At 70.2% G+C, this 15,780-nt stretch carries 14 protein-coding genes; 8 read left to right on the forward strand and 6 right to left on the reverse strand.

Annotated features, from left to right (window positions below):
• Positions 1–7: 7 nt before the first annotated feature.
• A complete protein-coding gene (locus tag ACIPEK_RS07230) occupies positions 8–865 on the reverse strand; it encodes an alpha/beta fold hydrolase (protein ID WP_401991729.1) in 858 nt (285 codons plus the stop codon).
• 82 nt (positions 866–947) lie between these two features.
• On the opposite strand from ACIPEK_RS07230, the gene ACIPEK_RS07235 reads away from it, so the two are divergent.
• A complete protein-coding gene (locus tag ACIPEK_RS07235; protein WP_401991732.1) occupies positions 948–1,397 on the forward strand; it encodes a MarR family transcriptional regulator in 450 nt (149 codons plus the stop codon).
• A gap of 27 nt (positions 1,398–1,424) precedes the next feature.
• Positions 1,425–1,571, forward strand: coding sequence for a hypothetical protein (locus ACIPEK_RS07240; protein WP_401991735.1), 147 nt, complete (start codon positions 1,425–1,427; stop codon positions 1,569–1,571).
• A 77-nt stretch (positions 1,572–1,648) separates the two neighbouring features.
• Here ACIPEK_RS07240 and ACIPEK_RS07245 read toward each other — a convergent pair whose 3' ends face one another.
• Entirely contained in the window at positions 1,649–2,560 is a 912-nt protein-coding gene (locus tag ACIPEK_RS07245) for a Gfo/Idh/MocA family protein (RefSeq protein ID WP_401991738.1), read from the reverse strand.
• 209 nt (positions 2,561–2,769) lie between these two features.
• Here ACIPEK_RS07245 and ACIPEK_RS07250 point away from each other — a divergent pair, with 209 nt between their 5' ends.
• The 4 genes from ACIPEK_RS07250 (at position 2,770) to ACIPEK_RS07265 (ending at position 7,712) form a co-directional block, all read left to right on the forward strand.
• Complete coding sequence (locus ACIPEK_RS07250) at positions 2,770–4,260, forward strand: hypothetical protein (protein ID WP_401991741.1); 1,491 nt, start codon at positions 2,770–2,772, stop codon at positions 4,258–4,260.
• Positions 4,257–5,390, forward strand: coding sequence for an ARPP-2 domain-containing protein (locus tag ACIPEK_RS07255; RefSeq protein WP_401991743.1), 1,134 nt, complete (start codon positions 4,257–4,259; stop codon positions 5,388–5,390). Before ACIPEK_RS07250 ends, ACIPEK_RS07255 begins: the two co-directional genes overlap by 4 nt.
• Before the next feature lie 148 nt (positions 5,391–5,538).
• Positions 5,539–6,573, forward strand: a complete 1,035-nt coding sequence (gene glnII, locus ACIPEK_RS07260; RefSeq protein ID WP_401991746.1) for a glutamine synthetase — start codon at positions 5,539–5,541, stop codon at positions 6,571–6,573.
• A gap of 518 nt (positions 6,574–7,091) precedes the next feature.
• Positions 7,092–7,712, forward strand: coding sequence for a winged helix-turn-helix domain-containing protein (locus ACIPEK_RS07265; RefSeq protein WP_401991749.1), 621 nt, complete (start codon positions 7,092–7,094; stop codon positions 7,710–7,712).
• Between the two features lie 76 nt (positions 7,713–7,788).
• Here the strand turns inward: ACIPEK_RS07265 and ACIPEK_RS07270 are convergent, their stop codons facing one another.
• A complete protein-coding gene (locus tag ACIPEK_RS07270; protein ID WP_383069365.1) occupies positions 7,789–9,933 on the reverse strand; it encodes an MMPL family transporter in 2,145 nt (714 codons plus the stop codon).
• A gap of 298 nt (positions 9,934–10,231) precedes the next feature.
• Between ACIPEK_RS07270 and ACIPEK_RS07275 the strand changes: the two genes are divergently transcribed.
• Complete coding sequence (locus tag ACIPEK_RS07275) at positions 10,232–11,497, forward strand: sensor histidine kinase (protein ID WP_401991752.1); 1,266 nt, start codon at positions 10,232–10,234, stop codon at positions 11,495–11,497.
• Positions 11,482–12,129, forward strand: coding sequence for a LuxR C-terminal-related transcriptional regulator (locus tag ACIPEK_RS07280; protein ID WP_401991755.1), 648 nt, complete (start codon positions 11,482–11,484; stop codon positions 12,127–12,129). The genes ACIPEK_RS07275 and ACIPEK_RS07280 overlap by 16 nt, the downstream gene beginning before the upstream one ends.
• Positions 12,130–12,321: 192 nt before the next feature.
• On the opposite strand, the gene moaA is transcribed toward ACIPEK_RS07280, so the two are convergent.
• The 3 genes from moaA to ACIPEK_RS07295 all read right to left on the reverse strand — a co-directional run bounded on the left by moaA (position 12,322) and on the right by ACIPEK_RS07295 (position 15,519).
• Complete coding sequence (gene moaA, locus ACIPEK_RS07285; protein WP_383067923.1) at positions 12,322–13,311, reverse strand: GTP 3',8-cyclase MoaA; 990 nt, start codon at positions 13,309–13,311, stop codon at positions 12,322–12,324.
• A 205-nt stretch (positions 13,312–13,516) separates the two neighbouring features.
• Positions 13,517–15,157, reverse strand: coding sequence for a cation acetate symporter (locus ACIPEK_RS07290; RefSeq protein ID WP_401991759.1), 1,641 nt, complete (start codon positions 15,155–15,157; stop codon positions 13,517–13,519).
• On the reverse strand, positions 15,154–15,519 hold the full coding sequence (locus tag ACIPEK_RS07295) for a DUF485 domain-containing protein (RefSeq protein WP_401991762.1): 366 nt from the start codon (positions 15,517–15,519) through the stop codon (positions 15,154–15,156). Before ACIPEK_RS07295 ends, ACIPEK_RS07290 begins: the two co-directional genes overlap by 4 nt.
• Positions 15,520–15,780: the final 261 nt, after the last annotated feature.

Consider the following 15,780-nt stretch of genomic DNA (forward strand, 5'->3'; position numbering starts at 1 on the left):
GCGAGAGCTACCGGGTCATCAGGAAGTCCTCGATCCTGCGGTTCAGTTCGCCGGCCGTCGGCTCGTGCAGCGGCAGCGTGTGGTGCGTCGCGCCGGGAATCGTCGCCGTCTGCGCGTGCGGAAGCAGCCGGGCCGCGGCGGCGGCAACGCGGGCCGGGTCGTGGGCGCGGCCGGCTTCGGCGAGCAGAATCAGGGTCGGTACGTCCAGCCGGCCCAGGGCCTCGGGTGCGGGGCGGGGTCCGGTGACGGGACGGGCGGACGGGAAGCCGGCTGCCGCGTAGCGCAGTTGCAGCCACGCCGGGTCGAGCGCCGCTCCGCCTGTCTCCCACTCCAGGAAGGTGCGTGTCCGTTCCGCGCCGGGGCGGAGCAGCATCGGCAGCGCATGCAGCAGATAGCCGGGCCGGAAGCCGGCGAAGCACTGGGTCGGGTCGAGGAGGATCAGCTTCCGGACGCGGTGGGGCGGCGCGTGCAGGGCGTAGTGGAGGGCGATCCAGGCCCCGTACGAATGCCCGCACAGCACGCCGCCGTCGACGTCCAGGCCGTCCAGCACCGCATCGAGCCACGTCACCAGGTCCTCCACCGTACGGATCGGGCGCTCCCCCGCAACGCTGCGCCCCGGGTCACCGATGAGGTCGACGGCATGGACTCGATGGGTGCGGCCCAGGTGGGCGGCCTGTGCGTACCAGACGGTGGAGGTGGAACCGCCACCGGCCAGCAGCACCAGGGGCGGAGCATCCTCGGGGCCGCAACTGTTGACGTGGGTGATGCCGTACGAGGTGGGAACCCGGCTGCCGTGTGTGCCGGCCGGCCACTTGGCCGCCAGGACTCTGTCGTACGCAGCGAGGAATGACGTGGTGGTGGTCATGGGATGCCTCCCCGGTCGGATGCCTTCCGATATTGTCTCGCTCAGCGAGATAATATCGGCGGGTCGAGAGGGAGGGACCGGGGTGATCGACGAAGGCCCCGAAATGGAGATCGTCCATCTGCTGCGCAAGGTGACGGTCGAATTCGGTCTGCGCCAGGCCGAGTTCGCGGCCCTGCACGGCATGCATTCCACCGATGTGCGGGCCCTGATCTGCCTGCTGGACGCCGAGCGGGCCGGTACGGACGCCACCGCCGGGTGGCTCGGCGCCCAGCTCGGCCTCAACTCGGCGGGCACCACCTCGGTCATCGACCGCCTGGAGCGCCTGGGTCACCTGGAACGCACACGTGATCCTCGTGACCGGCGACGGGTGCTGCTGAGCGTGACGCCACGGGCGGTGGAGCTGGGACGGTCCTTCTTCGGGCCGCTGATCGACGGCACGGTGGCCGTGCTGCGCGAGTTCGACGAGAGCGAGACGGCCGCGGTCCGGCGCTTCCTGTCCGCCGCGCACCAGGCGGTCACCATCGTTCCCTGACTGCCGGAGCGGCGGAGGGGACACTCCGTGAGCCTGTCCCCCGTCCACCACAGGTCCCGTCAGGCCAAGGCTCTCTCCGTGGCTGCCGGTGAGCAACTGCGCCGGGGTGGGCAGGACCTGGCACTGAGGGCCGAGGTGGAGGCCTGGCTGCGGCTCCGGACTCGGTTGATGTAGCCGCGGAGCCCGTACGGGGCGGGTCGTGCCGCCTCCCCGTACCGGCCCGGCCCGGCCCGGCCCCAGGCCTCGTCTCCCTATACCCCCGCCTGCTTCTCCGCCTCGGCCAGCAGTTCCGTCAGGCGTAGTCCGAACCGGACGTCGCAGGGATGCGGCTCCCCCGTGCGTACCGAATCGATCAGTGCGTCCACCGCTGCCCGGAAGGAACCGACCGCGTCGCCCCACCGCGGCAGTGTGGCGACTCCCTCTTCGCCTTTGAGCTCGATCTCCGTGCCTACCGCGCCCACCGGGGCCCCCAGTGCGAGCGTCACCGTGCTGGATGCGCCGGAGGTGTGGCGGAGGATCAGGTGGGTGGTGTCGGACGGGCCGCGGGCCGCGGTCAGATGTGTCACGTCGCCCAGCACCGGGATCAGGACCGACAGGACATGCGGGCCGACGTCCCACAGGCCGCCCTTCTCGCGGCGCCAGGGCGAGGCGGCGTACTCGCTGGCCGTGCCGGGGGCGAACAGCGCACCGATCCACTCGGCGCGGGCGGTGAACCAGCCGTCCAGAGCGGCCTGTTCGGCGATCCAGGTGGACGTCTCGGCCGCGAACCGCAGGGTGCAGAAGACGACGGACGCGACCCCGCTCTCCTCGGCGGCGCGGGCGACCTCGCGGGCTCCGGCGACGGTGGTCGCCACCGGCTTGTCCATCAGCAGATGGCGGCCGGTGGCCGCGGCGCGGGCGGCGAGCGGGGCCTGGACGTCCGGCGGCACGGCGAACGCGATGGCGTCGCTGGCTGCGAAGAGCTCGTCGATGCCGTCCTCACCGGTGTACGCCGTGGTGCCGTGGGCGGCGGCCAGCGCGTTCGCGGCCTCGGGGCGCCGGCCCCACACGCCGCTCAGTGCGACGCCGGGGTGCGCGGCGAGGGCTGGGGCCTGGGTGTTCCGGGCCCAGGGGCCCGTACCGACGAGGCCGATGCGCAGGGGGGTCGCGGGAAGTGTCGTCATGAGGCAAGTCTGCCGGGTTCGCCGGGCCACTCCCGTATTGAGTTGGCGGAGAGTGGGCTTCAGTGGCTACGTTTGCGGTGCCGGCCGCGGGACTCCGGCGCGACTTCCGGGACTTGCCTCTGAAGCAGTGATTTCGCTGTTCGCGCCCCCATTCCCCGGCCGGCGCTCCGCCCCTGCGTACGGCGGCGCGTGACACCACGGGGGAAACCATGACGACCAGCACCGGGACCACTCGCACCGGGACCGGTGCCGACCTCGTCGCGGCCGAGGACGTACTCCTCTTCGTCAACGCGGCGATCACCGCGACCGGACAGCGTGAGTTCCGCTCGACGGCGTATCAACAGCGGCTTTCGCTGGACTTCCTCCATGAGTACGTACGGGTCAACTATCGCCGGGTGTACGCCGCCGCGCTCGCCCTCGACATCAACGACCACAACGCCGTGCGCATCGCCCAGGGCCTGCTGGAGAGCGCCGCCGACGCGACCGCCGAGGAGAAGCGCACCGAGGGCCGGCTGATCGCCGCCCGGCTGGCGAAGCTGCCGCCGCAGCGCGTGTACCGGCTGTTCCGGGCGCTGCGCGGGGCCAAGGTGAACAACCGGCGCACCCGCGCGATCATGCGCGACTGGCTGGCCGCCCGGCCGGATCCGGCGCACGACGCCGTGAAGTACCGCGCAGGTCTGAAGACCGCCGCCCGCCATGTCCACCTCCGGTTCGGCGGGCCCGGTGAGCCGGGCGAGACCGGGGATTTCCTGTTCCGGCCGGGGCGGCGGCCGCGCTACCGGCACCAGCTGCTCGACGCGTGGCGGCGCGCCCACTACGAGCAGGGCGCCGTCGACGAGCTGCCGTTCACCGTGGCCGAGGGCTTCGCCGCCCGGCACGGGATGAAGCGCGAGGTGTTCCTGGAGCGGATGGTGCCCCGGATGACCCGCCTGGAGCGACTGCGGACCCAGGGGCAGCGCAGCACCGGAGACGACGTGCGGCTGCCCACGGATATCGACCTGACGGTGATGCCGCTGACCCGGCTCGCCCTGTACGTCCTGTCGCTCGGCTTCGATGTGCGCGGGCTCCACCGCAAGGAGCTGACCCATGCCCTGCGGACCGCCGCCCGCCGAGCGGCGGGCCCGCACGCCGGTAGCTGGGGCCGGGTCGCCGCCGTGCTGGACGACAGCTACTCGTCGTCCGGGTCGGGCGAGAAGCGGCGCCGTCCGCTGGCCGTGGCGCTGGCCTGCCACTTCCTGCTGGAGGCGCTGGCCGCGCCGGGCGCGTACATCCCGCTGTGGACCTCGGGCGGCACAGATCCGCTGCTGGTCAGGCCCTGGGGCCCGACCCCGCTCGGCACCCGCGTACTGGATGCCCTGGAGCACGGCCCGGACCGGCTGGTCATCGTCTCGGACGGCTGGGACAACGCGCCGCCCGGACTCGCGGGCGAGGTGCTGCGGGTGTGGCGGACCCGGCTCGATCCGGACCGGCGAACTGCTGTGGTTCATGTGAACCCCGTATACGACGCGGACGGTTTCGATGTGCGGCGCCTCGCGAAGGGCGTGCCCACGGCCGGGATCCGGGACGCGGAGGATCTGCCGGCGCTGGTGGAGATCGCGCAGTTCGCCGAGGGACGCACGGGACCGGCGGCCCTGTACGCCTATCTGGACCGGCAGGTGGCACGTTTCGTCAGTGGGGAGAAGGCGGGAGCCGCATCGTGAACAGGCTTGAACTTGCCGGGCTCGCCGCCCGCCCCGCCCAGGTGTGGGGCGGCATCCGGTTGGTGCCGCTGGTGCGCGAGGAGCCGGTCGAGGGGCTTCGGCTGCACCGGGAGATCTACACGGGCTACGGGAACGGCGTCGTGGACGTCGGTCCGCGCACGCACTACACCTCGTACATCCCGCACGGCTTCGTCGCCGACTGGTCCGGCGAGGGCGCCCGGTCCGCCGCGTACGGTACGCAGCTGGGCGCGGGCGACTCGCCCGGGAACCCGCCGCCCCGGACCGCTCGGCTCCAGCGCAACCGCCACCACCGCATGGCCAAGCGACAGCCGGGCGACCGGCTGCGCTTCCTGCCGCTGCACCTCGCGATGGAGGGCTATCTCGCCCTGCATTTCGGTGGCCCCGCGGTCGCCTGGGAGGAGTGGTCGCGGCAGGCGCTGCGCGACGGGCTTTCGCCGCGTGCCGAGGACGCGTACATGGGGTGGTCGGTGCGCGGGCTCGGCGACGCGCTGCGGGCCTTCGAGATCCATCCCGGCCAGTGCGGGGTGATGGTGTACGCGGCCGATGCGCTCGCTGCCGCCTTCGTTCTGCCGCACCCGGACGACTACCGTCTGCTGCACCCTTCGCTCGTACAGGATCTGTACGGGGAACTGGTCCACCAGTACGCGCTGTACGGCGCGCCGGTGGCGGAGTTCGCGGCGCGGATTTCCGACGGACCGCATCTGCGGACGCTCGCCGCTCTTCGGGCGGCGGCGCGGGCGCAGGAGCGGGAGTGGGCCGAGGCGCACGACACTCTGTTCGCGCGTGAGCTGCTGGACACCTCGTACGCCTTCGACCGGGTGTACCGGATGGGCTCGTTCACACTGTGGCGGTTCCTGCCGCCGTTCCTGCGCAATGGGGAGGGTCAGCACATCGGTGAGACGATCACCGATCACAAGGGGCAGGTCGCGTATCTGAAGACGTTCCGGCTGTCCGAGGCCCAGATCAGGCGTGGGCATCTGCTGCACCGGCTCTCCGACGCGGACTGGCGGCTCGCGCAGGCGGCCGTGGCGCTGGGCACCACCGAGGAGGAACTGGTGCGCCGGATCCGTGCCGCCGGTTTCGAGTCGTTGCTCAGGGCCCGCGCGTGAACGGTCGCTGTTCAGGGCCCGCGCACAACGCGGGAAACCTCGGTAACACGGGGTTCACATTCGGGCAACGGACGGGAAATCGCGTCTTGCGAAGCTGCGCTGCGTAGACCGGACCGCAGCACCGCAGCACCCGCAAAGGATGACTTCCGTGACGTTCAAGGCTGAGTACATCTGGATCGACGGCACCGAGCCGACCGCCAAGCTCCGTTCGAAGACGAAGATCATGGCCGGGAGCCCGTCGCAGGATGTCGCGGAGCTGCCGATCTGGGGCTTCGACGGTTCGAGCACCAGCCAGGCCGTGGGCCACGCCTCCGACCGGGTGCTGAAGCCGGTCTTCATGTGTCCGGACCCGATCCGCGGCGGCGACGACGTTCTCGTCCTGTGCGAGGTCTTCAACATCGACATGACGCCGCACGAGTCCAACACCCGTGCTGTGCTGCGTCCGGTGGCCGAGCAGTTCGCCGGCCAGGAGCCGATCTTCGGCATCGAGCAGGAGTACACCTTCTTCGACGGCCACCGCCCGCTCGGTTTCCCCGAGGGCGGCTTCCCGGCCGCGCAGGGCGGCTACTACTGCGGTGTCGGCGCCGACGAGATCTTCGGCCGCGGGATCGTCGAGAAGCACCTCGACAACTGCCTGGAGGCGGGCCTCGGCATCTGCGGCATCAACGCCGAGGTCATGCCCGGCCAGTGGGAGTTCCAGGTCGGCCCGCTGTCCCCGCTGGAGGTCTCCGACCAGCTGTGGATCGCCCGCTGGCTGCTGTACCGCACCGCCGAGGACTTCGACGTCTCCGCGACCCTCGACCCGAAGCCGGTCAGGGGCGACTGGAACGGCGCGGGTGCGCACACCAACTTCTCCACCAAGGCGATGCGCGAGGGCTATGCCGCGATCATCACCGCGTGCGAGTCCCTGGGTGAGGGCTCGAAGCCGATGGACCACGTCAAGAACTACGGCGCGGGCATCGACGACCGTCTGACGGGTCTGCACGAGACCGCCCCGTGGAACGAGTACAGCTACGGCGTCTCCGACCGCGGCGCTTCGGTCCGTATCCCGTGGCAGGTCGAGCAGGACCAGAAGGGCTACATCGAGGACCGCCGCCCGAACGCCAACGTCGACCCGTACGTCGTCACGCGGCTGATCGTGGACACCTGCTGCACCGCGCTGGAGAAGGCCGGCCGGGTCTGATCCCGTTCCGCCGTCCGCACGAGGGGGCGCCCACCCGACCAGGTGGGCGCCCCCCGTCGTAGCGTCACGCGCATGCCGAGGCGACTGGACGAGCTGGACGACGTGGACTGGGCGGCGTTCGAGCACGCCTACGGGAACTGCTCGACGGAACATACGAGGAGCAGGTGATCCGGTAACCGCTGCTGGCTGAAGGGCGGGGCGGATGGCGGCTCATCGGTTGCGGCAGCCCGAGGTGAGGAACGTAACGCAAAGGGTCCGTATCGACGAGTGGGAGAGGCCTGCTGCGCCGTCGCGTTCTCTGGTTCAATGGGGGGCATGGCCAGCATCCAGTACACCTCGACAGGTCGCAGCGACCTCGAACCGTTCTGGCCGTCCCGTCAGCACCACGACTTCGACCGGGTGTGTTGCCGCGCGTTGAACGCGCAGGCCCTCTAAAGCCGCTCACCCGGCCTTCGGTCCGCGCGCACGCAAGCAAGTCCGTCCATCGACGACTCCTTCGCGCGAAAGAGCTGACCCTCATGGCGAACACTCGTACCTTCTCCGCCGCAGCCGCTGCCACCGCGGCGCCTTCGGCGACCGCTGCGGCCACCACCTCCGCCCGCTCCCTCTCCCCCAACCGCCACCGGCTGCGCGCCGTCGAGCCCGATGAAATCGTCCAGCCGGCCGATGTGGCCGAGTTCCTGCCGCCGGGTGCCACCTGGCTGCCCGCACCCCAGCACACCGTTCCGGCGCTGCCGGGCCGGCCGCCGATGATCGGCTACCTGGTGCTCGTACCGGCCGATCAGCAGCCGGCCGTCACCGCCGCTGCCGCCGCGGCCGCCCAGTACGTGGTGCCGTCGCCGGTGGAGGACCCGTCCGCGGGTCCGGTACGCATCGACCCCGTACAGCGCACCGCGACGGTGGACGGGAACACGCTCGACCTCACCTTCCTGGAGTTCGAGCTGCTCGCCCATCTGGTCGCACACCCTCACCGGGTGCACACCCGAGACCAGTTGGTGACCACGGTCTGGGGCTACGGACATGTGGGCGACGGACGCACCGTGGACGTCCATGTCGCCCGGCTGCGCCGCAAGCTGGGCGTCGAGCACCGCCGGTCGATCCAGACGGTGCGGCGTGTCGGCTACAAGTACGCCCCCTGACGGCGCTGAACGCATGGGAGCGGCCCTGGTCCGGTACGTACCGGACCAGGGCCGCTCCCGTGCGCCGGGCGGCCGGTCAGCCCCGCGCCCCTGCCCCCGCGCCCACCGGAACCTCGCCCGTCTCCGGCTCGCCGTGCTCCAGGCCCGGCAGTCGGGTCAGTCCGCGCGGGGTCCGCCAGTTCCGCTCCCCGAGCAGCGCCATCACGGAGGGCAGCAGGACCATCCGTACGATCGTGGCGTCCAGCAGCACCGCGACGGCGAGGCCGACGCCCATCTGCTGCATGTCCTGCATCGACAGCGTCCCGAAGACCGCGAACACCGCGACCATGATCACGGCCGCGCCGGTCACCGCACCCGCCGTCCGCCGGATGCCCTCGTCGATCGCGGCCCGGGTGTGCAGACCGCGGTCGCGGGCCTCACGGATCCGGGAGACCACGAACACGTGGTAGTCCATGGAGAGTCCGAACAGGACGACCAGGACGAACAGCGGAATCCACGCCTCGATCGCGCCGACCCCCTCCGAGCCGATCAGCGAGGCCCCCCAGCCGTGCTGGAAGACGGCGACCATCACTCCGTACGCGGCGGCCACGGAGAGGAGGTTGAGCAGGATCGAGGTCACGGCGATGACGTACGAGCGGAAGCAGAACAGCATCAGCAGGAAGGTCACCGCCGTGATGAAGGCGAAGACGGGGACGATGCCGCGCTTCAGCTGGTCGTTGAAGTCGACGGACCCGGCGATCTCCCCGGTCACGTACACCTGGGCCCCGGTCCCGTCGAACGCGGCGGGCAGCCGCTCCTTGCGCAGCTCGGAAAGGCCGGCTTCGCCGTCGGGGAGCGGCACCTCGATCTCGGCGACGTTCTGCGCCTTGTGGACGGTCACCTCGTCGAAGCCGTCGAAGGCCTTGCGCAGCGCGGGCGCGTCGATGTTCTCGGCCTTGACCACCACTCGCGCCGGAGCGGGGCCGCCGGGGAAGCTCTCGTCGATCTGCCGGTAGGCGACCGACAGCTGCGAGTCCGAGCCGAACTGCTTCTCCAGGCCCAGCTGTTCGGTCTTCATGCCGAGGGCGGGCGCGGCCAGGGCGAGCAGCACGACGACCGAGGCGACCGCGAAGATCTTCGGCCTGGACAGGACGGGCTTCAGCACCGTGCCGACGCCCCCGCCACCGGTGCGTGCGCGCCGGTTGTCGCGTCGGCTCCCCCGCCGGTTGAGGAACGGCACACGTCCCGCGTCGATCCGGTCGCCCAGCCAGGACAGCAGCGCGGGCAGCACCGTCACCGAGCCGAGCATCGCGATGAAGACCACGATGATCGTGGCGAGGGCGAAGCCCTTGAAGAGCATCAGTCCGGACAGGAACATGCCGGCCATCGCGACCATGACCGTGAGCCCGGAGACGAGCACGGCCCGGCCGCTGGTCGCCGCCGCGATCCGCAGCGCCGTCTCGGCATCGCGTCCCGCCGCCCGCTCGTCGCGCTCGCGCCGCAGGTAGAAGAGGCAGTAGTCGACGCCGACGGCGAAGCCCATCAGGAACATCACGGAGTACGTGGTCTGGAACAGGTGCAGTTGGTGGCTGGCGAGCGACAGCAGTCCGAAGGCGGCCATGCACGCGGTCAGTGCCAGCCCGACGGGAAGCAGCGCCGCGACGACGGCGCCGAAGGCTACCAGCAGAATGCCCAGGGCCAGGGGTACGGCGGTGAACTCGGCCTTCTTGAAGTCCTCGGAGAGCAGGTCGCCGAGCCACTTCCCGGCACTGGCTTCGCCGAACTGGTGGATGGTGGCGTCGGGGTGGTCCGCGCGGACTGCGGACACGGCGTCGAGCACGGGCTGCACCCTGTCCGGTGCCGTCGCCGCGTCCCCCTTCATGTCAAAGGTGATCAGCGCGTCCTTGCCGTCCTCGGAAGGGACCGGCGCCGCGAGGTTCGCCACCTCGCCGGTCCTCCCGATGGCGGCGGAGACCTCGCGGGCGACGTCCTGCCAGTCACCCGCCTTCGCGGTGGACACCATGACCAGCTCGCCGGCGGGCTGCCCCAGCCCGGCGTCGTCGAGGATCTTTTCGGCCCGCGCCGAGTCACCCGCGGCGTTCTCCGAGTCGGACATCTCGACCAGACCGGATGCGCCGCCTATGCCCGTGGCGAGCACGACGAAGAGCAGCCAGCCGAGAATGGCGGTCTTGCGGTGGTGTGCGCTCCACACACCGATGCGTGCCGCGAGGTTGCGTCTCATGGCGTGTTCGCCCCCAGAAGTCAGACGGAATCAGATGGAAGTGGAAGAAGTGCCAGGAAGCAGGAGGAAGTGCGTAGAAGTCGACGTCGAATGCGTCGTCGATGAATCTAGGAACGGGACGCCGCCCGCCCCAGCCGCCGAAGCCCCCTCTCGCGGAGCCGTAGGGCGAGGTCGGCAGGGTGGTGCTGGGTACACCCCCGCCCGGGTGGCGAAACGGCTGACACCCGGGGAGCCGGCCGGGTGAGACTGTCTTCGGACGGGTCCGGCACGAGGGCCCGGCGAGGGAAGACGGACCGAGATGAACGCGATACGGACCCGGACACGGGGCGCGCTGCCGGCAGCCTGGCGGGGCGTCGTGGTATCGATCGCCAGCCTGGCGTCCATCACCCTCTTCGTATGGACGGTGCTCTCCATCGCCTTCATCCCGCTGGGCATCGGCCTGGTCACCACCCCCTACGTGCTGGAGCTGGTCCGCAAGCACGCCAACCGGCGCAGGATGCTCGCGGTCACCTGGTGCGACGTCCGTATCCCGGTCCCGTACCGCCCCTTCCCGAAGGATCTGCGCTCCGGCTTCACCGGGCAGGTGGAGCGGACCACGCTGCTGCTGAAGGACCCGGCGACCTGGCGTGACATCCAGTGGCTGCTGGTCGACATGACCGCCGGCTATGTGGTGGCGGTCCTGGCCTCGGCGCTGATGCTGTATCCGCTGGAGGGTTTCGTCCTGGCGGCCGGGTTGTGGCGGGTCTTCACCGACGACCGTTACTGGTTCGCGTTCGTGCCGGTCGACAGCCAGGCGACGGGCCTTGCCGCCGCCGCGCTCGGTGTGGTGTTCTTCGCGATCGGTCTGCTGGTCGGCCAACCGCTGCTGCGGCTGCACTTCGTGATCGCCCGCGCGATGCTGGCCCCCACCCAGGAGCAGGAACTGGCCCGGCGCATCGACCGCCTGACCGAGACCCGGCACGAGGCCGTGGACACCGCCGCCTCCGAACTGCGGCGCATCGAGCGCGACCTGCACGACGGTGCGCAGGCCAGGCTGGTCGCCATGGGCATGAACCTGGGCACCGTGGAGGCGCTCATCGAGAAGGATCCGGCGCAGGCGAAGAAACTCCTCTCCATGGCCCGCGAGTCATCGGCCGAAGCCCTCACGGAACTGCGCGATCTGGTCCGGGGCATTCACCCGCCGGTCCTCGCCGAACGCGGACTCGGGGACGCGGTCAGGGCGTTGGCGCTGCGGCTGCCCTTCGAGTCGGAGGTCCGGGTGGAGCTGAGCGGCCGGGCGGACGCCGCGATCGAGTCGGCCGCGTACTTCGCGGTGAGCGAGACGCTGACGAACGCCGCCAAGCACTCGGGGGCCGACCGCGTCTGGGTGGACATCCACCACGCGGACGCCCTGCTGCGGGTCTCCGTCACGGACAACGGCAGGGGCGGTGCGGCGGTCGGATCCGGCTCGGGCCTGAGCGGAATCGAACGCCGACTCGGTACATTCGACGGCATCATGGCCGTCAGCAGCCCCGCGGGCGGTCCCACCATGGTGACCATGGAGATCCCTTGCGAGTTGTCCTAGCCGAAGATCTCTTCCTGCTGCGCGACGGGCTGGTGCGCCTGCTGGAGGCGTACGACTTCGAGATCGCGGCAGCTGTGGAGACCGGGCCCGAACTGACCCGGGCCCTGGCCGAGTTGGAGCCGGACGTCGCGGTCGTCGACGTCCGGCTTCCGCCGTCCCACACGGACGAGGGCCTGCAGTGCGCGCTGGCGGCCCGGCGGTCCAGGCCGGGGCTGCCGGTGCTCGTGCTCTCGCAGCATGTGGAGCAGCTGTACGCGCGCGAGTTGCTGGCGGACGGCAACGGGGGCATCGGCTATCTGCTCAAGGACCGGGTCTTCGACGCGGAGCAGTTCATCGATGCGGTACGCAGGGTCGCCGCGGGCGGCACCGCGATGGACCCGCAGGTGATCTCGCAGTTGCTGTCGCGGCGCTCGCAGGACAAGCCGATGGGAGGGCTGACTCCGCGTGAGCTGGAGGTCATGGAGCTGATGGCACAGGGTCGTTCGAACGCGGCGATCGCCTCGCAGATGGTGATCACGGAGCGGGCGGTGGCCAAGCACACCTCGAACATCTTCGGGAAGCTCGGCCTGCCGCCGTCCGACGACGACAACCGCCGTGTTCTCGCGGTGCTCGCCTATCTGGACCGGGGCTGAGAGCCTGTCGGGTGACCTCCGGTCGGATAGCGGACGCGGCCTGGTGCGTGCGATTCCAAGGCGGAGGAGGGAGTCGACGCGAAGGGGGTCCCCCCCATGCCTTCAGCTATGGGGGAGTCGGTGACTGACGACAACGCGGGAAGCGTGCGTGCCAGGGCGTGGCCGCCCGGTCGGAGGTCACCCGACAGGCTCTCAGCCGCCGATCGCCGACATCGGCCGTTCGGGCTGCAGGAAGGACGGGTCGTCCAGACCGGATCCGGCCTTCTTTCCCCACATCGCGAGCGTCCAGATCCTGGCGATCTCCTCGTCCGGCGCGTCCGAACGCAGGGCGCCGCGCAGATCGGTCTCCTCGCGGGCGAACAGGCAGGTGCGCACCTGGCCGTCGGCGGTGAGCCTGGTCCGGTCGCAGGCCCGGCAGAAGGGGCGGGTGACGGAGGCGATGACACCGACACGGTGGGGGCCGCCGTCGACGAGCCAGCGCTCGGCGGGGGCGGAGCCGCGCTCGCCGTCGCCTTCATCGGTGAGGGTGAAGCGGGTGCGCAGCGACTGGAGTATGTCGCCTGCCGTGATCATGCCGTCGCGCTTCCAGCCGTGCTGCGCGTCGAGCGGCATCTGCTCGATGAAACGGAGCTCGTAGTCGTGCTCGACGGCCCAGGCGAGCAGGTCGGGGGCCTCGTCGTCGTTGAGTCCCGGCATCAGGACGCTGTTGACCTTGACCGGGGTGAGACCGGCGTCGCGGGCGGCTTCCAGGCCGGCGAGCACGTCGTGGTGGCGGTCACGGCGGGTGAGTGTCTTGAAGACGTCGGGGCGCAGGGTGTCCAGCGAGACATTGACCCGGTCCAGACCGGCGGCCTTGAGCGCGGCCGCTGTGCGCTTCAGCCCGATGCCGTTGGTGGTGATCGACATCTTGGGGCGCGGGCTCAGGGCCGCGCATCGCTCGACGATGGAGACGAGCCCCGGGCGCAGCAGCGGCTCACCGCCGGTGAAGCGGACCTCGGTGATGCCGAGCCGGGTGACGGCGATGCGGACCAGCCGGACGATCTCGTCGTCACTGAGCAGGTCGGGCTTGGCCAGCCATTGCAGGCCCTCTTCCGGCATGCAGTACGTGCACCGCAGATTGCACCGGTCGGTCAGCGAGACACGCAGGTCGGTGGCGACCCGATCATAGGTGTCGATGAGCATGTGGGCCCCCTCCACCTCCCCCGGTAACTTCCCGGCTACGGATCCGGCTCTTCCGGCTGACTCCTTCGAGACTACGCGAGACCTGTGACATCGGAGGGGGCCCGTTTGCCACGAGGAGCGGCGTGGCCGCGTCGTAGGACTCTACGACGCGGCCACGGAACCGGAGCGACGCGTGGAGCGGACTCCTCGGAGAACCTTTCCTCTCTCAGTGCGCCCCGACGCCCGTGAGGGACTTGACCTCCAGCTCGGCGTACTTGCCCTTGTCCGGCGCCTCCTTCGAGAGGAGGGAGCCGATCCAGCCGAGCAGGAAGCCCAGCGGGATGGAGATCAGACCCGGGTTCTCCAGCGGGAACCAGGCGAAGTCGACGCCCTTGAACATCGACGTCTTCGGGTTGCCCGAGACGACCGGCGAGAACAGCACCAGGAACACCGAGCTCGCCAGACCACCGTAGATCGACCACAGCGCGCCCTGGGTGGTGAACCGCTTCCAGAAAAGGCTGTAGAGGATCGTCGGCAGATTGGCGGAGGCGGCGACGGCGAAGGCGAGTGCCACCAGCCCGGCGACGTTCATGTCGCGGGCGAAGGCGCCCAGGGCGATCGCGACCGCACCGATGAGGACGGTGGCCCAGCGGGCGGCCCGCATCTCCTCCTTCTCGGTGGCCTTCCCCTTGCGGATGACGTTGGCGTAGATGTCGTGCGCGAAGGAGGACGAGGAGGCGAGGGTGAGCCCCGCGACGACGGCGAGGATGGTGGCGAAGGCGACGGCCGAGATCACGGCGAGCAGCACGGCGCCACCGGTGGAGCCGACGCCGCCGAGGTACTCGGCGAGCTGCGGGGCCGCCGCGTTGCCGGCCGGGTTCTTCGCCTTGATCTCGTCCGGGCCGATCAGGGCCGCGGCGCCGAAGCCGAGCGCGATCGTCATCAGGTAGAAGGCGCCGATGATGCCGATGGCCCAGTTGACCGACTTACGGGCGGCCTTGGCGGTCGGCACCGTGTAGAAGCGGATCAGGATGTGCGGCAGGCCGGCGGTGCCGAGGACCAGGGCGATGCCGAGAGAGAGGAAGTCCAGCTTCGAGGTGCCGGTGGCGCCGTACTTGAGGCCGGGCTCCAGGAACGCCGCTCCGTGGCCGCTCTTCGAGGCGGCCGTGCCCAGCAGGTCGGAGATGTTGAAGTTGAACTTCAGCAGCACCAGGAAGGTCATCAGGAGGGCACCGGCGATCAGCAGCACGGCCTTGACCATCTGGACCCAAGTGGTGCCCTTCATGCCGCCGATGGTGACGTACACGATCATCAGTACGCCCACCAGCGCGACGATGAGGACCTTGCCCGCGTCGCTGGTGATGCCGAGGAGCAGGGAGACCAGGACGCCCGCACCCGCCATCTGTGCCAGCAGGTAGAAGATCGAGACGATGATGGTGGAGACGCCGGAGGCGGTTCGGACCGGGCGCTGCCGCATCCGATAGGCGAGGACGTCGCCCATCGTGTAGCGGCCCGAGTTGCGCAGCGGTTCGGCGACCAGCAGCAGGGCCACCAGCCAGGCGACGAGGAAGCCGATGGAGTACAGGAAGCCGTCGTAGCCGAAGAGGGCGATGGCCCCGGCGATCCCGAGGAACGAGGCCGCCGACATGTAGTCGCCGGAGACGGCGAGCCCGTTCTGGAAGGCGGTGAACTGGCGGCCGCCGGCGTAGAAGTCGGAGGCGCTCTTGGTCTGCCGTCCGGCCCAGACGGTGATGCCCAGGGTCGCGGCGACGAACACGGCGAAGAGCGTGATGATCAGCGGCCGGTGCTCGGTGGTCGAGGACGCGGCCAGTTGGAGGGCGGGGTGCGACTGGTACACGGCGCTCATGCGTCGGCCTCCATACGGGACTTGATGGCCTCGGCCCTCGGGTCGAGCTTCGCGGCCGCGTGGCGCGAGTAGAGCCAGGCGATGAGGAATGTGGTGACGAACTGGGCGAGACCGAACATGAAGGCCACGTTGATGTTGCTGTACACCTTGGTGCCCATGAAGCCGCCCGCGTAGTTGGACAGCAGCACGTACAGCAGGTACCAGAGGACGAAGGCGATGGTCAGCGGGAAGGCGAACGAGCGGTACGCGTGGCGCAGTTCGCCGAACTCCGCGCTGTCCTGCGTCGCGATGAACGCCTCGGTCGTGAGCTCGGCAGGGCGGGTTTCCGTAATGCCCTCGGGCGGCGGTGCATCGGTAGCCACGGAATCTCCTCGCGACGCGGGTGCGGTGGTGGTGGGGACGGTGGATTTCACTGGGGTTCCTTGTTGTCGGGGAGTGATGGTGCGCCTCCCCCTGACAACGGCACGGAGAGCGCGGCGAAGCGGTTCACCGCGGGTCCGCACTTCTCGAACTCGGCTCTTCGCGGCCGTCCGGCCGAACCGGGTACGCCAAACTCATTGATCAACAGGGCTGATCAGCGATAACTTCACTCGTCATGTACGCGACTTGGCACACCCCGTGTC

The organism is Streptomyces sp. NPDC088246 (genome assembly GCF_044741025.1).
In the GTDB taxonomy this organism is placed as follows: Bacteria; Actinomycetota; Actinomycetes; order Streptomycetales; family Streptomycetaceae; genus Streptomyces.